The sequence below is a fragment of the Chitinophaga qingshengii genome (assembly GCF_014529935.1).
Lineage (GTDB): Bacteria > Bacteroidota > Bacteroidia > Chitinophagales > Chitinophagaceae > Chitinophaga > Chitinophaga qingshengii.
On the sequence record NZ_JACVFC010000001.1, the window covers coordinates 3,233,622 to 3,255,076 of the forward strand.

At 48.3% G+C, this 21,455-nt stretch carries 23 protein-coding genes; 10 read left to right on the forward strand and 13 right to left on the reverse strand.

The window, feature by feature from the left end; translation table 11 throughout:
- Nucleotides 1-63 precede the first annotated feature (63 nt).
- From ICL07_RS12550 to ICL07_RS12575, 6 genes are all read right to left on the reverse strand, one after another.
- Entirely contained in the window at nt 64-1,185 is a 1,122-nt protein-coding gene (locus ICL07_RS12550) for a FecR family protein (RefSeq protein WP_188088248.1), read from the reverse strand.
- A gap of 136 nt (nt 1,186-1,321) precedes the next feature.
- Nucleotides 1,322-1,651 carry a nuclear transport factor 2 family protein gene (locus ICL07_RS12555; protein ID WP_223151825.1) on the reverse strand — a complete coding sequence of 110 codons (330 nt, stop codon included), beginning with the start codon at nt 1,649-1,651 and terminating at the stop codon, nt 1,322-1,324.
- A gap of 71 nt (nt 1,652-1,722) precedes the next feature.
- A complete protein-coding gene (locus ICL07_RS12560) occupies nt 1,723-2,292 on the reverse strand; it encodes a Crp/Fnr family transcriptional regulator (RefSeq protein WP_188088249.1) in 570 nt (189 codons plus the stop codon).
- Nucleotides 2,293-2,326: 34 nt separating this feature from the next.
- Nucleotides 2,327-2,971, reverse strand: coding sequence for a nucleotidyl transferase AbiEii/AbiGii toxin family protein (locus ICL07_RS12565; RefSeq protein ID WP_188088250.1), 645 nt, complete (start codon nt 2,969-2,971; stop codon nt 2,327-2,329).
- 1 nt (nt 2,972) lies between these two features.
- Nucleotides 2,973-3,434, reverse strand: a complete 462-nt coding sequence (locus tag ICL07_RS12570) for a helix-turn-helix transcriptional regulator (RefSeq protein ID WP_188088251.1) — start codon at nt 3,432-3,434, stop codon at nt 2,973-2,975.
- Between the two features lie 63 nt (nt 3,435-3,497).
- Nucleotides 3,498-4,514 (reverse strand): LacI family DNA-binding transcriptional regulator, encoded by a 1,017-nt coding sequence (locus ICL07_RS12575; protein WP_188088252.1) that lies wholly within the window; start codon nt 4,512-4,514, stop codon nt 3,498-3,500.
- A 104-nt stretch (nt 4,515-4,618) separates the two neighbouring features.
- On the opposite strand from ICL07_RS12575, the gene ICL07_RS12580 reads away from it, so the two are divergent.
- On the forward strand, nt 4,619-5,509 hold the full coding sequence (locus ICL07_RS12580) for an inositol oxygenase family protein (RefSeq protein ID WP_188088253.1): 891 nt from the start codon (nt 4,619-4,621) through the stop codon (nt 5,507-5,509).
- Between the two features lie 115 nt (nt 5,510-5,624).
- A complete protein-coding gene (locus ICL07_RS12585) occupies nt 5,625-7,256 on the forward strand; it encodes a sodium/sugar symporter (RefSeq protein WP_188088254.1) in 1,632 nt (543 codons plus the stop codon).
- On the opposite strand, the gene ICL07_RS12590 is transcribed toward ICL07_RS12585, so the two are convergent.
- The 6 genes from ICL07_RS12590 to ICL07_RS12615 all read right to left on the reverse strand — a co-directional run bounded on the left by ICL07_RS12590 (nt 7,236) and on the right by ICL07_RS12615 (nt 12,452).
- Nucleotides 7,236-8,219, reverse strand: a complete 984-nt coding sequence (locus tag ICL07_RS12590) for an APC family permease (protein WP_188088255.1) — start codon at nt 8,217-8,219, stop codon at nt 7,236-7,238. The two genes, ICL07_RS12585 and ICL07_RS12590, sit on opposite strands and share 21 nt — an antisense overlap.
- Nucleotides 8,220-8,256: 37 nt before the next feature.
- Nucleotides 8,257-9,474 carry an FAD-dependent oxidoreductase gene (locus ICL07_RS12595; RefSeq protein WP_188088256.1) on the reverse strand — a complete coding sequence of 406 codons (1,218 nt, stop codon included), beginning with the start codon at nt 9,472-9,474 and terminating at the stop codon, nt 8,257-8,259.
- A 106-nt stretch (nt 9,475-9,580) separates the two neighbouring features.
- The gene (locus ICL07_RS12600) at nt 9,581-10,033 is read right to left on the reverse strand and encodes an SRPBCC family protein (RefSeq protein WP_188088257.1); all 453 of its coding nucleotides are present in this window, start codon (nt 10,031-10,033) and stop codon (nt 9,581-9,583) included.
- Between the two features lie 84 nt (nt 10,034-10,117).
- A complete protein-coding gene (locus ICL07_RS12605; protein ID WP_188088258.1) occupies nt 10,118-11,020 on the reverse strand; it encodes a helix-turn-helix domain-containing protein in 903 nt (300 codons plus the stop codon).
- 208 nt (nt 11,021-11,228) lie between these two features.
- On the reverse strand, nt 11,229-11,618 hold the full coding sequence (gene tssD / locus ICL07_RS12610; RefSeq protein ID WP_188088259.1) for a type VI secretion system tube protein TssD: 390 nt from the start codon (nt 11,616-11,618) through the stop codon (nt 11,229-11,231).
- Between the two features lie 144 nt (nt 11,619-11,762).
- Nucleotides 11,763-12,452, reverse strand: coding sequence for a helix-turn-helix transcriptional regulator (locus ICL07_RS12615; protein WP_188088260.1), 690 nt, complete (start codon nt 12,450-12,452; stop codon nt 11,763-11,765).
- A 285-nt stretch (nt 12,453-12,737) separates the two neighbouring features.
- Here ICL07_RS12615 and ICL07_RS12620 point away from each other — a divergent pair, with 285 nt between their 5' ends.
- The 3 genes from ICL07_RS12620 to ICL07_RS12630 all read left to right on the forward strand — a co-directional run bounded on the left by ICL07_RS12620 (nt 12,738) and on the right by ICL07_RS12630 (nt 15,142).
- Complete coding sequence (locus tag ICL07_RS12620; RefSeq protein ID WP_188088261.1) at nt 12,738-13,316, forward strand: Crp/Fnr family transcriptional regulator; 579 nt, start codon at nt 12,738-12,740, stop codon at nt 13,314-13,316.
- 63 nt (nt 13,317-13,379) lie between these two features.
- Complete coding sequence (locus ICL07_RS12625) at nt 13,380-13,826, forward strand: ester cyclase (protein WP_188088262.1); 447 nt, start codon at nt 13,380-13,382, stop codon at nt 13,824-13,826.
- Nucleotides 13,827-14,257: 431 nt separating this feature from the next.
- Entirely contained in the window at nt 14,258-15,142 is an 885-nt protein-coding gene (locus ICL07_RS12630; RefSeq protein WP_188088263.1) for a helix-turn-helix transcriptional regulator, read from the forward strand.
- Nucleotides 15,143-15,166: 24 nt separating this feature from the next.
- Here ICL07_RS12630 and ICL07_RS12635 read toward each other — a convergent pair whose 3' ends face one another.
- Nucleotides 15,167-15,784, reverse strand: a complete 618-nt coding sequence (locus tag ICL07_RS12635; RefSeq protein ID WP_188088264.1) for a redoxin domain-containing protein — start codon at nt 15,782-15,784, stop codon at nt 15,167-15,169.
- Between the two features lie 316 nt (nt 15,785-16,100).
- On the opposite strand from ICL07_RS12635, the gene ICL07_RS12640 reads away from it, so the two are divergent.
- From ICL07_RS12640 to ICL07_RS12660, 5 genes are all read left to right on the forward strand, one after another.
- Nucleotides 16,101-17,219 (forward strand): acyltransferase family protein, encoded by a 1,119-nt coding sequence (locus ICL07_RS12640; protein WP_188088265.1) that lies wholly within the window; start codon nt 16,101-16,103, stop codon nt 17,217-17,219.
- Between the two features lie 9 nt (nt 17,220-17,228).
- Entirely contained in the window at nt 17,229-18,245 is a 1,017-nt protein-coding gene (locus ICL07_RS12645; RefSeq protein WP_188088266.1) for a sensor histidine kinase, read from the forward strand.
- Nucleotides 18,242-18,949 (forward strand): LytR/AlgR family response regulator transcription factor, encoded by a 708-nt coding sequence (locus ICL07_RS12650; RefSeq protein ID WP_188088267.1) that lies wholly within the window; start codon nt 18,242-18,244, stop codon nt 18,947-18,949. The genes ICL07_RS12645 and ICL07_RS12650 overlap by 4 nt, the downstream gene beginning before the upstream one ends.
- Before the next feature lie 9 nt (nt 18,950-18,958).
- Nucleotides 18,959-19,867 carry a bestrophin family protein gene (locus ICL07_RS12655; protein WP_188088268.1) on the forward strand — a complete coding sequence of 303 codons (909 nt, stop codon included), beginning with the start codon at nt 18,959-18,961 and terminating at the stop codon, nt 19,865-19,867.
- A gap of 121 nt (nt 19,868-19,988) precedes the next feature.
- Nucleotides 19,989-21,452 (forward strand): DUF3375 domain-containing protein, encoded by a 1,464-nt coding sequence (locus tag ICL07_RS12660; RefSeq protein WP_188088269.1) that lies wholly within the window; start codon nt 19,989-19,991, stop codon nt 21,450-21,452.
- The last annotated feature ends 3 nt before the right edge of the window (nt 21,453-21,455 follow it).

Sequence of the window (21,455 nt, forward strand, 5' to 3'; positions counted from 1 at the left end):
GCCAGGGATACTGCGAATATCTCTGGCCATTTTTTTTCGGGCAGATATTGATTGGTTTTTGCTTTAAGGTTTGACGATAATTTTGTTTCCCTCTACCACAAAAGACACACGGCCTGTCAGCTCCAGCATTTTCAACAACCGGGATACCGGCACATCACGGGGAATATTACCCATAAAGTGATGCGTAACGTTTCCTTCGTATACCACTTCAGCCCCGTACCAGCGTGCTACCTGGCGCATGACCGTGCGTATATCGGCATCATTAAAAGCGAACTGCCCGTCTTTCCAGGCGGTGATATCTTCAGTAGCTACATCATTGAGAAGGGAAAACTGGCCGTTAGACTGCAGTTGCGCCTGCTGACCGGGTTTCAGCGTATAGGCCTGCCCGCCGTTGTTCACACGCACGGATCCTTCCAACAGCGTGGTGCGGATAGCCGCTTCATCGGTATAGGCATTGACGTTAAAATGGGTACCCAGTACCGCGACTTCCATATCGCGGACTTTTACTTTAAACGGTTGTTGCGGGTTACGGCTCACTTCCAGGTAGGCTTCGCCTTTCAGCTCCACCGTACGGTCGGCGCCGGTAAAGGCGGTAGGGAAAGTAATTGAAGAAGCGGCATTGAGCCATACCTTACTGCCATCCGGCAGGGTAAGACGGAACTGACCGCCGGCCGGTGTGGTAAGCGTATTGTATACTACCTGTTGCACAGCGCCGGGCTGGGCCTCATAAGCCAGCTGGCCCTTGCCGCTACCGGTAATTTTACTGCCGCCTTGTGGTGTTAAGGTATCGGTCACGATATCATCCAGTGCGATGATGGTACCGTTACCCAGTGTGAGTGTCGCCTTATTACCGCCCGGGTTCAGGTCGTTGCGGAAAACCGATTTCTCTGCCACCACCGGCGCCTGTTTGCGGGGAAACAGCGCTACACCCGCCACCACCAGCACCAATACGGCTGCTGCGGCGGCATAGGCCCACCGGTAGGAACGTTTCGGGGGCGCCTGTACCCGCCGCATAATACGTTCATACATGACCAGCTGCAGCACGGCTTCGGCGTCCGGCCCCAGCTCCGACTCCCCGTCAGTCTCCAGGTGCTCGCAATAGCGATCTACCAGCGCCCGCTCTGCGGGAGTAGCCGTGCCATCCAGATAACGGTTGACAAGTTCTTGAAAGGTATTTTTATCCATAGCCTGCTTACAAGTACCCAAACAGGAATGGTACCCTACGGCCAGGAAAGTTTTTTTTGGAGAAAACGCTACATAAATAAAATAATCAAATTTATTTATTTGATTATCAATCCCGGAGACTTAACTCCGGGATGGTTTACAATAATGGTCTGGGATCAAATACTACCCTCAGGGAAGAGATTTTCCCTTCTTTCAGCTGATACCAGCTGCAGCCAAAGACGGTTTTATCACCCATGATATAATCGCATAATACGCATACATCGTCGTCCTCTTCAAATACCTTATGAATGGTGTATTTCATCTTCATACGCCCCATATCTGCTATGTATACGTCTGCTCCATCACGGGAGCCTAATACGCCCACAAATTTAAAATCATCCGCCAGCAATGCCCGGGCCGCTGTCATATCTTCGTTGTTGAGCGCTGTGAGGAACTGTTCCACTGTTTTTCCTGATTGTGCCATCATTTCATTTTTTTATCTGCATGCAAAAGTCGGACCGCTGAAGCAATCTATCCTGTGACGATCGTCACAAAAGCTCAGGACTGCCGCCGGCTACGGATACGGCTCAACGTTTCCCGGGCAACGCCCAGGAAAGATGATAACTGTGAAAGCGACACCCGCTGCAACATCTCCGGATAAGTCTGTTCCAGGTACTCGTACCGTTCCTGCGCACTCATCAGTTTAAACAAAGCCGTATGTTTTTCCTGCCTTGCAGCAATACGTTGCAGGCAAAGGCGTCCCAGGGTTTCTATTTGCGGATCACGTGCTGCGGCAGACAATAACAGTTCCCTGTCGAACCGCACCACTTCCAGCGATTCACAGGCCTGTATCGCAAAAGCCGATTTTTCCCGGCGGCCATAACTGTTGATATTGGTGGCAATATCCTGCTCAAAGAAAAAATCGGTATTGATATCCACACCGTCTTTGTCATAGTAAGCACGGCAATACCCCCGGCAGATAAAATACAGCGCGTTACACACCTCGCCAGCCTTCAGCAGGTAGTCATCCTTGTGGAAATACTGTACAGAAAGCGCTGGTAGTAAGTGTTGCCAGTTGTCATCGGAAAAAGTAGTCAGGGAGTGGATGTAGGCTATTAGTTGTTGCATTGGTTACGGTGGGTTAGATGCCATTAGCCTGATATCAGGTTAAAAAATGGACGATTTCATACTTAATCAATTCCCAGTGTTTATCTCTTAAACAAACAGGGTCAAAATCTTCATCAGCCATTTCAAAGGAGCGGATATTTAAGCGAATTAATTTTTCATCATGACTATACGGATATCGTTCCTGATGTAATTTTATCATCTGGTCCAATGAATATCTGTCCATCACCTCATGTAAGTCCCAAAAATCTTTTTTCCGTGCCCCGCGTTGTACCACATCCATCTTCATCGCTATAATTTCTTCCACAGTTGCCATTCTTATACCTTCAACTATATAAGCAGGCTGAATGAATGTGTCAGTATAATATAAATCAATTTTGACAGCATCTCTTTCATTCTCGCCTACATTATAGGATGATCCCATTGCTATAATATCAATTCCGGAATCTGATACATAAGAGAAATTATTCCTCAAATAGCGATCTATCTCCTTAAAATCAATGGAAGAATATGGGCTGTCCGTAAAAAGATCTATATCAACAGATATTCTATGCCCTAGTTGTAAACTCAAAGCTGTTCTACCTACCAATCTAAAAGCATCAAAAATCTCACAATTCATCAATTGGCGAAGAGTGTGCTTCAACAGGGGATTAACAGTATTCCAGTATAGTTTATGTGGCATTTCAATTTTGCTTTTGAAGATATTTCTCTACGATATCCCTACCATAAAAACGGATAATTTCTGCCTTTTCCGTTTCATTTCCGCGTTCAAAAACACGTTGAATGACCGCTCTTTTCATCTGCTGCCAGTCAATAGTCTCTATTTTCGTATCCCAAAAGAGTATTGGCCGCAGTTTGGATAAATCAGGATGAATATCAATATGCTGTTTTCGTTTTTCTTCCTTGATTTCATAATATACCTGCAACATCATAAAGTATCCTTCTTCCAACCCTAATGCATGTTCTATTTTCAATGCGAGCGCCGTATTCATACTTCGCTTTCCCTTTGTAATGGCACCCAATGTCTGGGGATGCTCATTAATGGAAAGCGCAAAAGGCCGCTTCGAAAGCTTTCTGTGCTTCAGTTCCATTTCCAGTACCAACCCCGGATGAATGCCCTTTAATATGGATAAATCTTGTAACATATATCAAATATAAGCAAATTTGCTTACACCAAAAATCTATTGATAATCAATAAAATAAAAACGCTACTTCACCCCGCTCGACCCTCTCACCACCAACTCCGAAGGAATCACCACCCGTATATCCTTCTCCGTTAGCACCTTCTTCTCCAGTATTTTCACCAGCATCTCCGCGGCAGTTTTGCCCATTTCAAATGCGGGTTGTGTAATCGTTGTAAGAGAAGGCTGCAGGATGGTAGCGATTTCCAGGTTGGAAAAACAAACCAGCTTCACATCGCCGGGCATATGCAATTGTAACTGCTGACAGACCTGATACACGGTAGTGGTCAGCTTTTCCACGGAAGCCACGATACCATCCGGCCTATTAGCGCGTTGCAACAATTTTTTGACCAGCTGGAAATTGCGGGTAGCATCGGCAGCACAGGTGAGGATATTGCGTGGCTGCACCGGTAGCTGGTGATCGCGCAGCGCCTGGCGGTAGCCTTCCATACGCTGACGGCAGATATACAGGTCTTCGGAGATACCGAGGTAGGCGATTTCCCGGCATCCCTGCGATAGCAGGTGCGTGGTGGCTTTATAGGCGCTCTCGGCATCATCCGTCACGACCTTGGGCGCTGCCAGGGTTTCCAGTACGCGGTCAAAAAACACGACCGGTACCTCTTTGTCCATCAGTTCCTGCACATGATCAGTGCGGGTAGTTTCCCGGGAAACCGATAACAGCACTCCATCTACCCGGCCACTCTGAAAATCTTTTAATATAGCCGCTTCTCCGTCGTAACTTTCGTGGGTGAGGTAGATGATCACGTGATATCCTTTCGGCTTCACGGCCGCCTCGATACCGTTAATAGCGATGGAAAAGAAACTGTCTGCCACCTCGGGCAACACTACTGCGATATTTTTGCTCTTACGCCCACGAAGACTGCTGGCATAAGCATTGGGAATATAATTCCATTCCGCTGCCAGCGCCCGTACCCGCTCCTTGGTAGCTGCACTGATCTCATAACTGTCGCGCAACGCCTTGGAAACAGTGGATAACGAAAGCTTCAACTCCCGGGCCAACGCCCTGATATTCACATTTTTCATGGTCAATAAATCTACGAAACCGGTTTCGTAAATAAAACTCCCGGTGTATACCTATAATCCTGTTAAAATAGCCGAAATTTAAGTCAGCCTTAAAACAGCTTGCTATGGACAACAAACAGCCTTCCTTCACTGAAAAAGAAGTGAATCCTTTAACAAGCCTCGATCAATGGGAAGATGCCGTATTACAACGGTATCCCACTCCTGAAAGTATCGCCACCTCCAAAACTGTGGAGGAATACCGGAACTACGATGCCCCGGAAAGGGATACTGTCCGCGAATTCTACCGGCTCAATCATACCTACCAGACCTATGATTTTGTGCAACAGAAAAGAGCCGATTACCTGCAGTTCAATAAAAAAGAAATGCCGGTATGGTCTGCTTTCGATTTCCTGAACCAGTTGGTAGACGATTCCGATCCGGATACCGACCTTGACCAGTTTCAGCACCTGCTGCAAACATCGGAAGCGATCCGCAACGATGGACACCCCGACTGGATGGTGCTCACAGGGCTCATGCACGACATGGGCAAAGTGTTATGCCTCTTCGGCGAACCGCAATGGGCCGTGGTAGGGGATACTTTCCCGGTAGGATGTCCTTATTCAGATAAAGTCGTTTATCCGGAATACTTCCGTAATAATCCGGACTATCAGCACGCGGAGTACCAGGAAGGTACCGGCGTTTATCAGCGTGGTTGCGGCCTGCGTAATGTACATATGTCCTGGGGCCACGATGAATACGTGTACCAGATGATGAAAGACCATCTGCCGGAATCCGGCCTCTACATGCTGCGTTACCACTCTTTCTATGCCTGGCACCGGGAAGGCGCCTACGATTATCTGTTGGATGATCATGACCGCGAAATGCTCAAATGGGTGAAACTCTTCAACCCGTATGATCTCTATTCCAAAAATCCGGTGCCACCGGACTGGAATAAACTTCGTCCTTATTACGAAGATCTCGTGGCCAAATACCTCCCGGCTACCCTGAAGTTCTGACTATTTTTGAAAAACCTCCGTTTGTTGCTGCCACCGGACAAGATCCCCCGCTTGGGGGATCGCAGCAATTGATGTATCTTATCAACCAACTTTATAAATTCCACCCATCCACCACATGAATAAGCTGCAACAAGCGGATTACATCGTCTTTTTCATCTACTTTATTGCTATCGCCACCTACGGGTACTATGTGTATCATCGTAAAAAATCAGCCGCCACCAGCTCCAAAGATTTTTTCCTGGCGGAGGGTTCCTTGACCTGGTGGGCTATCGGCGCCTCTCTCATTGCATCCAATATTTCAGCGGAACATTTTATCGGCATGTCAGGCTCCGGCTTCGCCCTCGGCCTGGCTATTTCCACCTATGAGTGGATGGCCGCAGCTACCCTGATCATCGTAGCGGTATTTTTTATCCCGCTCTATCTGAAAAACAAGATATACACGATGCCACAGTTCCTCGCCAAAAGGTACAATGACAAAGTCAGTACTGTCATGGCGGTATTCTGGTTGCTGGTGTACGTATTTGTGAACCTTACTTCTATCATCTACCTGGGTGCCCTGGCGATTGCTTCCATTTCCTCCATCCCCTTTGAATGGTGCATTGCCGGCCTCTGCGTGTTCTCTGTGATTGTAACGCTCGGCGGCATGAAAGTAATCGGCTATACCGATGTGGTACAGGTAGCAGTACTGATTATCGGCGGACTGGTAACGACCTACCTGGCACTCACCCTGCTGTCAGAAAAATTCGGCTATGGCAGCCATATCCTGAAAGGCTTATCAGTACTGCGTAGAGAAGCGCCCTCACATTTTCATATGATCTTCCACAGCGACCATCCCTATTACAAAGACCTGCCGGGTTTATCTGTATTAATAGGCGGTATGTGGATCAACAACCTGGCCTATTGGGGCTGTAACCAATACATCACGCAACGCGCACTGGGCGCCAGTTTACAGACGGCCCGCAAAGGCATTTTATTTGCCGCCTTCCTGAAATTACTGGTACCGGTGATTGCGGTACTTCCCGGTATCGTAATGTTTGTACTGCATAAGAACGGGATGTTCCAGCAGGAAATGACGGATGCTGCCGGCGTGGTGAAACCGGACCATGCCTATCCTACGCTGATGAACCTGTTGCCACCGGGGTTAAAAGGCGTTGCTTTCGCAGCGCTGACAGCCGCCATCGTGGCCTCTCTTGCAGGAAAAGCCAATAGTATCTCCACTATATTCTCACTGGATATTTATCAAAAATATTTCAACCGGGAAGCCAGTGAAAAACAACTGGTGAATGTAGGCCGCTGGGCGGTGATCATTGCGATGCTGCTGGCGGCTATTGTAACGCCATCGCTGCGTTCACTGGACCAGGCCTATCAGTTTATCCAGGAATACGTCGGTTTTATTTCTCCCGGCGTACTGGCTATTTTCCTGCTCGGTTTCTTCTGGAAACGTACCACCGCCGGCGCTGCCCTCACAGGCGCGTTGCTTACCATCCCCATTTCTACGGTGTTGAAATTCCTGCCGGCATGGACAAACGGCGCTTTCCCGGACTACCCGTTCCTCGACCGCATGTCCATCACTTTTGTGCTCATCGTGATATTGATGATCATCATCAGTATCACCCGTCCTGCGAAAGAGGCCGGCCAACACGCACTGGAAATAGACAAGTCCATGTTCCGCACCACGCCCGGGTTTATTGTGGGTTCGGTGATCATCACCGGTATTCTGACGGCCCTATATACGGTTTTCTGGTAAGCCCGATTCGGCCCGCTGCCGGATCACCTGCAGGATATTGTTTTGGATATCTTTCATAATCCATGATGCCCACCAGCTGGCATAAAAATTAAAGGTAGTATGTAACTTAAAATGGCTATAGAGGTGTAGCCTGTAATTACCGTTGGACAATGGTTCCAGCTCATAGGTCCCATTCAGCACATCAAAATATTCCCCGCCAATCACCACATGTTCATCCATGGTGGTGGAAGGGATATTGTAAGGGTCTGCATGAATAGTGAAACTCATACTACGCTGATGGTTATACGCAGTAACCTTCTCATCAAATATTAATCCTTTGTCAAATATCGCTTTACGATAGGCGCCTACGCCTTCGTAATTCAGTTCGGCTTTGATAGGGCGTGGGAAACCCAGCATACGGGTAAACCATCCCTTATCCTGTGTGGCTGCGATTGCTCCCACACGGGTCACGTTTTTCCAGATGTTTTCCTTGCTGGCGTGGATGTCTATATAAGTATACGCCTTGTATTGCCCGGGAATCTTACCAATCAGCTGTTCTACCGGAGAGATGACCAACGGCAGTAAAGCCAATACAGAAACGTATATCCGTTCCCGTTTTTTATCATTTCTCCGCTTATAATAACCGGCAACACTGCCTCCTGCTGATGCAGCTATCATAAATAAGGGCAATGCCATCAACCAGCATGCCCAGCCTTCCCAGGCGAACAACAGCGTAACTACAAAAAAGAACAAAATAGGTACCCAGGGCATCAGCATCCGGTAAGTACGGCTCTCCACCTTTTCACGGGGAGACAGGTAAATTACCAACGCTCCCATACCAAAAGGAACACCAAACAGGAAGGCCAGCCCCATAACAGCAAAAAAATCTCCGAACGACCGGTTGAACAAACCATACATCACGAACAGGAACAGCAGGGGGAGAACAATGGCAAGCAACCACCAGTTACGGGAAGGAGAAGGCATAGTGCATCAGTTTGAACAGCAAGATACCACTTCTTCCTCAGTATTTCATCTGCCAGTCCAGCTTATACCGGTACAACCAATCGAAGTTTTTAGGCGCAAACAGCGGGATGAAAATAGCCATCATCCAGTCGCGGATTTTAGCCTGCCAGGGGCGGAGAATGGTTTTAGACTTACCTCTTCTTCTGCCTTCAGCTACAATCTTTTCTACTCTTGGCTTACGGTCGGTTTCAAACTTCCGGAAAGCGGCAGCGTAGGAGCCTACGCCGGCATCGCGCAGCAGCATACCCAGGTACATAGCGTCTTCCAGCGCCATGGAAGCACCCTGGCCGGCATTGGGACTTACTGCATGGGCAGCATCGCCAATCAGCAGCACCCGGTCTTTATGCCAGGAAGGCAATGAAGCGATATCGGCCACATTTACCTTCAGCACTTTTTCGGTGTGGGTTATCAGCGCTGGTATGGGCGCATGATAGTCTTTATAACGGGCAGCCATCAACGCTTTTACTTCTTCTACCGTGGTGGAATCCAGTTCCTCTTTGGTGAAAGGCACGTCAGATGGCAGGTTGGACCACCACATGGCCATGCCGTTGCCGGCGGCGCAGTAGCCGAAGAAACCATCGTTACCAAAAGTAAAATTGAGGCTGCCGATTTCGCGTGTAGTCATTTCCGGTAGGGCAGACAGGGGAGCAAAGCCGCCATAGTTTTTCATACCGGTAAAAGCAGGGGTGGGCGCATCCGGGAAAAGCAGCTGACGCGTAGTGGAATGTACGCCGTCAGCGCCAATCAGTATATCGCCTGTAACCCGTGAACCGTCGGTGAATACGGCTGTAACCTGCGTTTCATCCTGGCGGATGCTGCACAACCTTTTTTGATAATGCACGGTGAGGTCCTGCTCTTTCAGTTCCTGCAAAAGGATATCGTATAAGGCGGCACGGGAGAGGCTTACGCCTTGCTGTCCATATTTTTCAATGGAACCATTGGGCAAATTGGCAATCACTTTCCCTTTGCCATTGCGCATACAGAGTTCTTCCGATACCGCACCGGCGGCCGTCACCCGTTCTGCCAACCCCAGGGCATCCAGTACGTTCATGCCATTGGGCGCAATGTTAAAACCCGCGCCGATGGTAGCTTTGTAACCATATGCTTCGTAAATACTGCAGGAAATGCCCGCCTTCTTCAGAAATAGCGCCAGTGCCAGGCCACTGATACCACCACCGGCTATCAAAACATGAAAAGATGTTGGGAGCTGTGTCATACAAAAGGGTTTATACCTCAAAATTGTAAAACAGCGCCCTGTTCAGCAACTACGAGTAGGTAAACGGAGGGCAGGTTCCGGTAAAAGCCCTTTTTTTACCGGTCACTTAGTTCGCTTCTGCCACTTTTTTAATCTCTGTGAGGATAGAAGACCAACCACCGGCAGCCATTGCCTCCTGGTATCTGCGGTCCCCTTCGGCAACCGTGGAATAATCACCCTGGCTTACTTCCAGCAGGGTCTGACCGTCTTTGGGCGACAGCTGATAGGTTACTTTCAGATAGTTCTCAGAAGTATCGTCAATAGTGGAGTTAGGATCAATAGTGGTATACACCAGCCTTTCACCCGGAACAATTTCTTCAATGGTACCTTTTACCGCCACCAGCTCCTGACCCTCATACACTGTTTTCCAGAGCAGTTCACTACCGGGTTGCCAGTCAGACACGGTTTCGCAGTTAAACATATATTGTTTTGTTTTCGCCGGATTCACCAGGGTATCCCATACTATCGCTGCCGGTGCGTTGATGATGATGTCGTTCTTTACGATTTTTGCTTGTGCCATATAATAGTTTTTTATAGGTAGATGAATATTTCACTCTTGTACCTGGGACAAAAGTAAAATAAAGGGTTGGCGACGTGTTGCGTATTACGGATTATTTCTAACCGAATACGGAGTGAAGCCGAACTTCTTCTTAAAGGCGTTATTGAAATGCTGTGGAGTGGCATATCCCAGTTCTGCGGATATTTCGGCAGCCGTTTTCCCCGTATCACGCAGGTATTGATGAGCCAGGTGCAACCGCTGGTCAGTCAGGTAACCGAAAACAGTATTATTGAATTTCTCTTTGAAACCCCGTTTTAGTTTGTATTCGTTGAGGCCTACCGTGCGGGCTATTTCGGTCAGGCTCGGGGGCGAGTCCAGCCGGGTATTGATCAGGTCGCGTACGGCGATGATTTTTTCGGCGTCCTGTTTATTTTTCAGGAAAACGGGTTCCCGCTCAGCGGCGGTCATACAGGATTCGGCAGATAATACCAGCAGCTCCAGGCTTTTGGACAGGAGGAACAAACGCTGAAAATCGCCGGCATATTTGCTGAAACGGATCTGGGAGATGACCTGTTCCATCTGGGAATCCAGGGCGCCCCAGGTTTCAGTAAAAATGACCGGTTGACCGGCAGCCACTTTATCAGCAAAACGTTTGAGGTGGTCACTGCCATGCTGGGTCATACTCAGGAACTGTTCCCGGGGAAACTGTACCCCGAAAATCTCCAGCTCCAGGGTTTTGTTCTCCACTACCATATCAAAAGGAACGGAATACATGAAGTTATGATGTCCGCCAATCAGGTCGTAGGTTTTACCCAGCTGTTGGTAGGTGAACAGGTAATCGCCCCTCAGGCCGAAGTGCAGCCGGATGACATCATTATCACTATGGGCGGGAGAAGCAAACAGTTCCCGGAAAGAGGACAGGCCATGACCGATGAGGATGCCATCGCACATCCATTTGGTAGCGGTAAAAGTGCCGTTAGGGTAGGTAATCACTTGTTTGTCTTCCATAGTCCTGGTTGCAGTGTGCCTGCAGTGGCAAAGGTACGACGTTCGTACAAGGGCGCAAAGCAGCTTACGCAAAGGGAGATAAGGGAGCAAAGCGCGCAGGATATCCCTGCGCGCTTTGCTCCCTTAAAAATTTTTGCGCCTTGCGGCATCAGCAAATAAGCGCAAAAATTCTTTGCGCCCTTTGCTCTCTTATAATTCTTTACGAGCCTTACAGGGGCCAGGGGTTCTGATACACGGAGTTATTGAGTTTCAGCTCCCGGGCAGACAGCGACAGCTGTATCTGCAGGGGCTGATCGTTGGCTGCGTTGAACTGTTCGGTATAACCTACGCAATAGGCATCGGTAAACCGAAGTTCCTTGAGCCGGGACATGGAATCACGACGGAAGAAAATGATACTGCCGTTTTTAGTCTGGGTATTGGAGATCATCCAATCAAAAAGATGTGTTTCTCCGGCAGATTCAATTTTCAGATTAATGCTGCCTCCTTTGGGGCGGGCGGCTGGCTTTCCATTGTGATCGGTGTGCTGACTGAAGGTAAAATCGCACTCCAGTACGTTTAACTCTTCACCGTCGATGTTGAGAACTGCTTTAAAAGACATAAATAATCGGTTAACAAGTCTGCTGCAAAACAGGCAGACAGGGAAAAAATATGGTATACAACCCTGAAAATACTGATTTATCCTTATACGGACCTCATCCGGAGCTTTAATTTTTTATGGATTTTTCGGGAAATAACCCTGTTATCAGATCAGGTCGAAGGCCTGGGCGAAGCTGGTCAGGTCATACCCTGACTGGGCGCCGATTTTGCTTTTGATATTCCGGCGATGGGTGACGGCCGTTTTTTCTGAAATATGTACTTTTTCCGCTATATCGCTGGCACTTAACCCCAGGGCCATTAACCGGAGGATTTCCTTCTCCCTTTTGGTCAGCGCGGCAAAAATATGCTGGTTACGGCGCAGGAAATTGTTCTCTTCCAGCAGCCGGTTTACCTTACTGGTCACATGATGCAACGGATCAATGGGAATAGCGCAGGTGAGTACATGGGTAGGGATACCCCGTGCGTTGCGCATAAATACACGGGTAGTGCCCAGGTGCCAGGTCCAGTCCAGATGCCGGGCCAGCCGTACCTGCTGGAAAAAGGTAACGACCATGTCTTTCTCCGCCGGAGCAGACAGCATAGCGGTTACTTTGGGCACATAATCGGCCACGTCATGCGGATTAAAATAAGTGTCATAATAGCTGTGACCCATAGCCCGGAGCTCCTCCAGGGAAACATCCAGCTGCTGCCGCCCATTCTCAGACATATACTCCACATAATCTTTCTCCACATTCATCACAATAAAAACGGCCGGCAACTCATGCTCTATGGCCTGAAGGGCCTGCAGCTTCTCTTCAAGACTGGCAGCCTCGGATAACACGGAATAAGTTCTCATGTCCTGTTAAATAGTGTATAGGAAAACCGTAATGTTGTAGATTTTGTATTGCTCTCTGGTAACAAATGTATATAAAAAACGGATAAGGGTCCCCTTCCTGTAGAAAGTGACCCTTTTTTGGGGGTAAAAATATGATGATCTGTTGGAACAGTATTAGCTTTGTGTGACAGTAACAAATGGCAGTGATACATCTGCGTCAGCAAAGATACGTGAAGGAAATGATTGTTGAAATACCTACTAGTGAGTATTTTTATCGTACATCATCAGGTTTTGACGACCGCTCACATGAAAAAAACAACCGTCTGTATCAACAATTCCATCCTCCAGAACTCGCCACTGGACGATATTTCAACGGAACAGCTTTGGAACGCTGCTCAAATTCACATAGTCAAACAGGGTGACTTTCTGCTGCGTGCCGGACAAACCTGTCAACATATCTGGCTCCTGGAAAAAGGGGCCTGCAGGGCGTTCTATGATCATCATACCCGGGAGATCAATACGGCTTTTTTCTTTGAGAGCGATTTTATCACGAATATGAAAAGCCTGCGAAACCAGGATCCGTCCGGTTATCACCTGCAAGCCAATACCCGCTCGGTACTGCTGCGCTGGCATAAAGACACGCTCGCCGGACTTTATAAACTATCACCCGCCATCGCCGCTTTTGGCCGGGAACGGCTGGAACTGCTGGCTATTGCCGGGGAAACACATGCCGACTGGTTGAAGACACATACCCCCGAAGAACGTTACCAATACATCCTGCAACATCAGCCGGAGCTGATACAACGCGTATCCATCACTCAACTCAGCTCCTATATCGGCATCTCCCGGGAAACCCTCAGCCGTATCCGCCGCCGTGTTTTGTGACGTTTGACACAACAGGCGCGGCCCATTGCCCGGTACCTTTGTGGCTGAACAAATCTATCTTACATGAATCTCTCAGAACAAAAAGACCTGGTAACCCGCTTCATACAAACAGTATGGAACAACGGCGATACCAGCCGGCTACAGGATTTTCTGCACCCTGATTTTAAAGATTACTCCCTTCCTGAAGGAATGCCCACCGGTATTTCCGGTTTGCAACAGTGGGTAGACTTGACACATACATCGTTTGTGCCATTAACCATCATTGAGGAACACCTCGCCGAACCCGGTCATTGCATGGTCCGCATCTCCATGCAAATGAAACATACCGGCTTGTGGCGAGGTATTCCACCAACGGGCCTGACCGCCGTTACCACCGGCTTCCGTTCCTTTGTGTTCCGGGACGACCGGATTATTGAACACCGGGCGTTGATAGATGGCAATACCCTGGAACGGCAACTGCACCAAGCGGCCAATGTGACGGGCTGCCAACCCAAAATGACTGGCAACTGATAATATCCGGGATAGGCGATACCGTTAGTAAGTTTCCGGCGCTCTTAATGGTAGCCTGTTTGTGCATTGTAGTCCTTTTCTCCTGCGCAAACAGGCTATTCCGTTGGCAAACAATACGTGGGAAAAATATACCGGTCCTGCACTGCTGGCATACATAACATGGTTACTATCTCCCGTAAAAATGATTTTTATTTCTACAACTATGTAATACTTTATTATCTTTTAGTTATACTTTGATAATCTTTTTTATTCCTGAAACCAGATAAATTCCCCCGCCAACGCAGTTAAAAATCAGCTATTATCAGTAATATTACATACCTGATTCCGCTTTACGTTTTATTACAGGAACAATCAAAAATCGATGCTTTTTTATCTCTGCTGATGTGACAGGCAGAAAATCAACACATTCCACGTTCACCAAAATATGGTACATGAAAAGCAAACTACTACGCGAGATCACCCCGCTAACGCAAAGCGATTGTTTTTCCCTCTTCACCCGGGAGAAAACAGCCTTCGACTTCCCATTACATTATCACGACGAATTTGAACTGAACTTTATCCAGCACGCGCCCGGCGCCCGGCGAATTATCGGCGATCATATCGAAGAAATTGAAGACCTGGAACTGGTATTGGTAGGACCCAACCTGCAACACGGGTGGTTTACCCACAAACACAATGGCGGGGTTATTAAAGAAATTACGATCCAGTTTCACCGCGACCTGTTCGATGAAAAATTCCTGCAACGCAACCAGATGAGTTTCATTAAAAACATGTTTGAACGCTCCCTTCGCGGCATCCTGTTTTCTACTGAAACTACCCGGCAAATTATGCCGCGACTGATGCACCTGCCCCAAAAACAAGGCTTCGATTCTGTACTGGAACTGATGTCTATCCTGCACGACCTGTCCGCCAGCCGGAATATGCGCATCCTCTCAGATGCTACCTTCCGCAACCTGGAAACATTTTCGTATAACAGTCGCCGTGTGGAAAAGGTGATGCATTATCTCAACAACAGTTTCGATAAAAACATCTCGCTGCACGAAGCCGCTAAGCTCGCCGCTATGACAGATGTGGCTTTCAGCCGTTTTTTCAAAGCAAGGATCGGGAAAACGTTTGTGGATACACTGATAGAGATAAGGCTGGGACATGCCTCACGGATGCTGATAGAGACCACGCATACCGTTAATGAAATAGCCTACAAATGCGGGTTTAACAACATTTCCAATTTTAACCGCATCTTCAAAAAGAAAAAAGATTGTACGCCCAAAGAGTTCCGGTTGGCTTATACCACATCCGGAACACGGACATTTGTATAGTTCAACTGCAACGGATACACGCAATTAAGCGCTGATGGCCAACTGTTTGTCCACCACGGCGAGCAGCGCGTCAACGGAGAAGCTATCCTGCAACCAGGTATCGGCAAAACTGTAGGTAATCTCCAGGGAAGGAGTAATCAGGTAAACTGCCGGAACAGGCACATCTGCATTTACACCGGCAACACGGCCCCAGATAGGATCGCTCTCCCGGTAAATACCAGCTTTGCGCGCAATACGGTGTTGTGCATCCCGCACCACATCAAAAGGCAGCGGCTGGCGGTTAAATTCGGTAAAGTGCTTTTTGCCTTCGCTGGATAATACCAGCAAACGCGCCCCGGCAGCTTCTATGGCAGCATGTTTCTCTATTAATTCAGCCATCAGCCTATCTCCGTAACCGTTCCAGTTCACAGAATAAAATGCCACTACCAAAGGCTGGGCTGTCAGCAAATGCAGGGAAGTACCACCCGTAGCTGTTTGCAGTAATGGCCCGCTGTTAATCACATTGTCTTCTTCCAGGTAAAAATCAGGGAAAAATTGTCCGGCTGTCAGCGGACGGATACGCTCCCGGTTTCTTACCGGGCTGGGAAACTGATCAGCTATAGGTTCAGGCAGATAATCTGCATAACGGTGTAAGGTAGACATGCTCGCTGTTTTTAATGGCTGATAAAAAATCCGTAGCAGGGGTTTTATCACGCGTAGTTTTATAATGATACAAAGATAAGGGAAAAATCTTATTATCCTACTAATTCTATAGACTATATGCGTTTAAAAACATAAAACATTGATTGTTATTATCTTGTACCATATTTTTTTAGGGAGATGACCAACGGGAAGATAAACACCGAAAAAAGGATCATCGAAAATAAATGACACCTGGTCAAAAGATTCCTGCAGATGGTCAAAAACCGGCCGTCTGAAAGCTATACAGGGATTAGGTTTGCTCAAAACAGCCCGTAAAATGCAAACAAAATCCTGTCGATTGGTTTACCTGGACTGGCTCCGGGTAGTGGCGATATCCGGTATTTTCCTGTTTACCGCAGCGCGTCCTTTTACACAGCATGCCACCGGTGCCGCACCGGAAAAAATAGACTATATGCTCAACAGCAGTTGCATACCGCTACTGTTCTTCATCTCAGGCGCTGCCGCCGTGCATATGGCGCTGAAACGCAGCCGCACCAAAATGATCTTACTATGGATACGCCGCTTGCTGGCCCCCATCATCACCGGCCTGTTCCTCCTGCTGCCACCACTGATTTACCTGGACCAACAGAAGACAGGCCACCATTTTTGGTCATACTATGCCATAGCAATACGACTGGCACTACATCCGGCTAACTGGCACCACCTCTGGGTGATCATTTGCCTCGCCCTCAATATGATGCTGATGATACCGCTGTTCCGCTGGCAGCGCACCGCCTCGGCCCGCAGGTTCCAGCAACGGCTGCTGTGGTTCGCCGCCGGCAAACGAATATTCCTGTTACTACTGCCGGTGGCCGTAACATTTATAGCCGGTCTCCTGCTGGGATATCCCGGTTATATACTGGTCATCCTGTACTGGTGGCTGCTGTTACTGCTGGGTTACTGTTGTATGCTGCAACCCGCGCTGATGAACAGCCTGCAACGCAACCGCCGTTGCTCTTTTATATTGTTACTGGTGGCGGTCTCTCTGGTCATTGCCGGTCACCGCTGCCACACAGGGCCGCTGGTAGCGGTATTCGTAGAACCGGTCCACGCCGGCCTCTGGGTGTTTTGCCTGACGGGTTACGGCAAAAAATACCTGGACCAGGACCTTCCTATACGCCACTACGCCAACCTCTTTGCCTGGCCATTTTATCTCCTGCAACAGCCGCTGGTCGTGATTATCGCAGCCTTTGTCATGCACCGGGAATATCCGCCCGCGCTGGGATATACTTTTGTGGTCCTGAGTACCTATCTTTTTGCCCTGCTGATTTTTCACCTGCTGATTAAACCGTTTGTGCTCACCCGTTTTTTCTTCGGCGTAAAACCAGGCACACCGCCCATTACCACCGGTAAAGTGGTGAAGGTGCCTACACCCCCTTCCGATTTTTTTTACTAACTTAATTTAATGGAACAGTTCTGGCGCAAATACATTTTCCCGTTTTTATATGCCCTTTTGATCTACACCGCCATGCGCCTGATCAACGCGGTGCTTACCGGCTTCCGGTTCTGGGAACGCCCCCTGCTGGAAACGTCGATAGAGTTTCTGCTGCTGTTCATGGGATATGTTTACAGCTATGTGCTCAATTACCTGCTCCGGTACTATCAGCGCAAACCCAAGCCCGGTCCGGTTATCAAGGAATACCTGGTAGTATCTGCCGTCATCATTGCCATGACAGACGGTATCATCCTGCCTATCCAGCACTTTACCGGCGACAACGGCAGCCAGTTGTACGACGTGATCAATTTCACGCTGATCCCTACCCTGTTTTACCTGCTGTACTATGTGATCAAACGCGCCAATGCCTCGTTACGTAAGAGCTACGAACAACAGCTGCTGCTGGAAAAAATCAGTAACAACCAGTTACAAACAGAACTCCGTTTTCTCAAAGCCCAGTTCCATCCCCACTTCCTGTTCAATGCGCTGAATACAGTTTACTTCCAGATGGATGAAAACATCGGTACCGCCAAACAAACCGTGGAAACGCTCTCCGAACTGCTGCGTTACCAGTTGTACGACCATCAGCAAACCGTGACGGTAGGAAAGGAGCTGCAATACCTGCAAACCTATATCGGCTTGCAACGTAGCCGGATGAACGACCACCTCCGGTTACAGGTAGAAATAGACAACCAGCTGAACAAACAAAGCGTATACCCGTTATTGTTATTACCCCTGGTAGAAAATGCCTTTAAATACGCCGGCGGTGAATATTGGATTCATATCTCCGCCAACCTGCAAAACGGATGGCTGGTATTTCATGTGAGCAATGCCGTGCCTACGGCCATTGAAGTGAAACAGCGGAGGGGCGGCATAGGACTGGAGAACCTGCGCCGCCGCCTCGCCTTGCTTTACCCGGAGAAACATGAACTGGCGCTTTGTAATCACCCCGACAGCTATTCGGCAGACCTAAAAATTGCTTTATGAAGATCAGTTGTATTATCACGGACGACGAACCTATAGCCCGTAAAGGACTGGCCGGATATGTGGAAAAAATAGATTTCCTGACACTGGCCGGTGTTTGCGAAGACGCGCTGTCACTCAATAACCTGCTCCGGCAGCAGCCGGTCGACCTGCTTTTCCTGGACATCGAAATGCCCTATATCAACGGGGTAGAACTGCTGGAAAGTCTGACTCATCCGCCGAAAGTGATTTTCACTACCGCCTACGAACAATACGCCCTCAAAGGCTTTGAGCTGGATGCCATCGATTACCTCATGAAACCCATTTCCTTTGAGCGGTTCCTGAAGGCGGCCAATCGCGCCCTGGAAGTATTTTCCCCTGCCACGGCCACTCCTGTGGCAGAAAGGGATATCTACATAAAAACCGGGGAAAAATTGGTACGGGTACTGCTGGAAGACATTATCTTTATTGAGGCAATGGAAAACTATGTGAATATCCACACCACACACGGACGGTACCTTACGCACGCTACCCTGAAAGCGGTAGCCGAAAATGTGACCGGTCCGGAATTTGTTCAAACCCATAAATCGTATATCATCAATACCCGGAAGATCACCAGTATAGAAGGCAACAGAATTTCCATGGGACAAGCCTTCGTACCCGTGTCCAGGGGTTTGAAAGACAGTGTAATGAACATCATCCTGAAAGACAAATTGCTGAAGAAATAAATCAGACATATGCTGCTGAAACACAAACTCTCCCTGGCTCAGATCTTTACCTTCACCTGGAAGGTAGATGTAATGCTGCTGCTTTGTTGTACCCTCGTGTATTTTGTGGATAAATACTGGCTATCGGCCCATATAGCCATCCCCGTGGCAGTATCGGCAGTATTGGGTACCGCCATCGCTTTTTTTATCGGTTTCAATAACAACCAGGCCTACGACCGCTGGTGGGAGGCCCGCATGATATGGGGGGCATTGGTCAACGACTCCCGTTCCTGGGCCAGAAGCCTGCTCTACTACACGCAGACCAACGGTGACCAGGAAAAAAAGACCTTTGTCCGTCACATGATCTACCGGCACCTCTCGTTTGTTTACGCCCTGAAAACCGCCCTCCGCAAACTCCCCGACGACTACTACACCCGCTACCTTACCAAAGAAGAAATAGACTACGTTCAGCAACAGCAAAATATTCCCAATGCCCTGCTGAACCTGCAATCGGAAGATCTGCAACGACTCCGGGATTCCGGCGCGATAGACGGCTTCGCTTTTATTGAACTCAACGACCTGCTGGTAAAGCACTGCGATGAAATGGGAAAGTCAGAAAGAATCAAAAACACCGTCTTCCCACCCAGTTATGTCTATTTCACCCGCCTTTTTATCTGGTTTTATGTGATCATGAATACCCTGATGATGACCGAATCCATCGGAGCCTGGTCCATCCTCTTCGGATGGGTGTTCGGCTTCGTGTTCCATGTCACCCACCTCAACGGGATCGCACTCATGAACCCATTCGACTATCATCCGCTGGGAACCCCGCTGGACAGCATTTCCCGCACCATAGAAATCAATTTGATAGAACTGATGGGCGATGAACCGGTACCCCAACCCGTAAAACCCAAGTTTGAAGGGCTATATATTATGTAAATTACGAATGTCGAATTACGAATGACGAATTATGAGCGAATGAAGCCCTGGTTTGTAAATATTGCCTTATAATGGCCCCCCAATTCGTCATTCGTAATTCGTAATTCCGTAATTTTACTGCATGACTTATGATCAATTATGTAATCTATATGCCCAGTCCATCACGCTAAAGATACTCCGGGCACGTAGCGCGCCAATGATGTTGTCATTTTTTCACCAAACATTCAAGGAGAAAAACCATACCACCATTCCCAATGTGGAACTGGTCACCCGTTTGTCCGACCACCTGGCAGCTACCGGCTACCGGGCCACAGACGACGAAATAGACGCTACCGGCCTGCTCGACAATGAAGACGAGAGAGCCCGGAATTATGTGGAACAATGGAGCAATAAAGGCTTCCTCCGGAAGTATCCCGATGACGACGGCAACGATATCCATGAACTGAGCAGCGATATGGAAAAAGCTATGCACTGGATATCTACCCTCCGGAAAAGGGAGTTTGTGGGTACGGAAAGCCGCTTTAAAGACATCTTTTCCAAACTGAAGGAACTGGTAGACCAAAGCAATAAAGATCCTAAACAACGTATCCAGGAACTGGAAAAAAAGAAATTTGAGATAGAACAGGAGATCAAAAGCATCACCATCAGCGGAAAAGTACAGGTATTCGACGATACCCAGATCAAAGAACGCTGCTATGATGTGAACCGCATGTCCCGTGAACTGCTCAGCGATTTCAAGGAAGTAGAACATAACTTCGAACAAATCACCCAGGAAATATACCGCAAACAAAGCGAACGCGATATCGCCAAAGGCGCCCTGCTGGCCTATACCCTCGACTCTTTTGAAGCACTCCGCCAGAAAGACCAGGGTAAAAGCTTCTATTCCTTCTGGCAGTTCCTCATGGATGAAAACAAGCAGGAGGAAATGCGCGACGTAATCGATAAACTGTACTCTCTGCTGGAAGAAAGGAATATCGAGTACAAAAACGACCGCTTCCTGAAAAAACTGAAACAGTTCCTCCATGCCTCCGGCAAAAAAGTGATCGACGCCAACAAAAAACTGAGCGATAAACTCAGCCGCGTACTCAGTGAAAAAAATCTCACCGATCACCGCAAAGCGGTAGAACTGATCAACGATATCCGGCAGCTGGCCTTCCAAACGCTGGACAATATCCCCGGAGAAGAATTTTATATCGATATAGAAAGCGACCCCGAAATAGATATGCTGGACCGCTGGGAGATGGCGGAAGATAAAAAGGTCCATCCCGACGTGGAATTCCCCGAAGGTATCGGCGGAAATGATTTTGAAGACTCCGACCTCGATGCACTGTTCAATCACTTCAACATTGACCGGACATTGCTGGAAGACCGTATCAGCACTCAATTACAAAACAAAAAACAGATCAGTTTGAAGGAACTGGTGGATATCTATGGTACAGAAAAAGGGCTGACAGAACTCATCACCTATTTCTCCATCGCCAGCCAGTCATCCAGCCATATCATACTGGAAACACCAGATCCGGTATCCCTGGGCAACCGCGTCATCAACATGCCGATGGTGCTGTTTACAAACTCTCAAAACTAAAAC

What these genes read in the sequence shown, in the direction of transcription:
- ICL07_RS12660 (WP_188088269.1), top strand. Translation starts at nt 19,989, where the DNA reads ATGACTTATGATCAATTATGTAATCTATATGCCCAGTCCATCACGCTA.
- ICL07_RS12580 (WP_188088253.1), top strand. Translation starts at nt 4,619, where the DNA reads ATGGACAACAAACAGCCTTCCTTCACTGAAAAAGAAGTGAATCCTTTA.
- ICL07_RS12590 (WP_188088255.1), bottom strand. Translation starts at nt 8,219, where the DNA reads ATGCCTTCTCCTTCCCGTAACTGGTGGTTGCTTGCCATTGTTCTCCCC.
- ICL07_RS12605 (WP_188088258.1), bottom strand. Translation starts at nt 11,020, where the DNA reads ATGGAAGACAAACAAGTGATTACCTACCCTAACGGCACTTTTACCGCT.
- ICL07_RS12655 (WP_188088268.1), top strand. Translation starts at nt 18,959, where the DNA reads ATGCTGCTGAAACACAAACTCTCCCTGGCTCAGATCTTTACCTTCACC.
- ICL07_RS12600 (WP_188088257.1), bottom strand. Translation starts at nt 10,033, where the DNA reads ATGGCACAAGCAAAAATCGTAAAGAACGACATCATCATCAACGCACCG.
- ICL07_RS12585 (WP_188088254.1), top strand. Translation starts at nt 5,625, where the DNA reads ATGAATAAGCTGCAACAAGCGGATTACATCGTCTTTTTCATCTACTTT.
- ICL07_RS12640 (WP_188088265.1), top strand. Translation starts at nt 16,101, where the DNA reads ATGCAAACAAAATCCTGTCGATTGGTTTACCTGGACTGGCTCCGGGTA.
- ICL07_RS12575 (WP_188088252.1), bottom strand. Translation starts at nt 4,514, where the DNA reads ATGAAAAATGTGAATATCAGGGCGTTGGCCCGGGAGTTGAAGCTTTCG.
- ICL07_RS12595 (WP_188088256.1), bottom strand. Translation starts at nt 9,474, where the DNA reads ATGACACAGCTCCCAACATCTTTTCATGTTTTGATAGCCGGTGGTGGT.
- ICL07_RS12565 (WP_188088250.1), bottom strand. Translation starts at nt 2,971, where the DNA reads ATGCCACATAAACTATACTGGAATACTGTTAATCCCCTGTTGAAGCAC.
- ICL07_RS12625 (WP_188088262.1), top strand. Translation starts at nt 13,380, where the DNA reads ATGAATCTCTCAGAACAAAAAGACCTGGTAACCCGCTTCATACAAACA.
- ICL07_RS12570 (WP_188088251.1), bottom strand. Translation starts at nt 3,434, where the DNA reads ATGTTACAAGATTTATCCATATTAAAGGGCATTCATCCGGGGTTGGTA.
- ICL07_RS12550 (WP_188088248.1), bottom strand. Translation starts at nt 1,185, where the DNA reads ATGGATAAAAATACCTTTCAAGAACTTGTCAACCGTTATCTGGATGGC.
- ICL07_RS12620 (WP_188088261.1), top strand. Translation starts at nt 12,738, where the DNA reads ATGAAAAAAACAACCGTCTGTATCAACAATTCCATCCTCCAGAACTCG.
- ICL07_RS12650 (WP_188088267.1), top strand. Translation starts at nt 18,242, where the DNA reads ATGAAGATCAGTTGTATTATCACGGACGACGAACCTATAGCCCGTAAA.
- ICL07_RS12630 (WP_188088263.1), top strand. Translation starts at nt 14,258, where the DNA reads ATGAAAAGCAAACTACTACGCGAGATCACCCCGCTAACGCAAAGCGAT.
- tssD (WP_188088259.1), bottom strand. Translation starts at nt 11,618, where the DNA reads ATGTCTTTTAAAGCAGTTCTCAACATCGACGGTGAAGAGTTAAACGTA.
- ICL07_RS12560 (WP_188088249.1), bottom strand. Translation starts at nt 2,292, where the DNA reads ATGCAACAACTAATAGCCTACATCCACTCCCTGACTACTTTTTCCGAT.
- ICL07_RS12645 (WP_188088266.1), top strand. Translation starts at nt 17,229, where the DNA reads ATGGAACAGTTCTGGCGCAAATACATTTTCCCGTTTTTATATGCCCTT.
- ICL07_RS12555 (WP_223151825.1), bottom strand. Translation starts at nt 1,651, where the DNA reads ATGATGGCACAATCAGGAAAAACAGTGGAACAGTTCCTCACAGCGCTC.
- ICL07_RS12615 (WP_188088260.1), bottom strand. Translation starts at nt 12,452, where the DNA reads ATGAGAACTTATTCCGTGTTATCCGAGGCTGCCAGTCTTGAAGAGAAG.
- ICL07_RS12635 (WP_188088264.1), bottom strand. Translation starts at nt 15,784, where the DNA reads ATGTCTACCTTACACCGTTATGCAGATTATCTGCCTGAACCTATAGCT.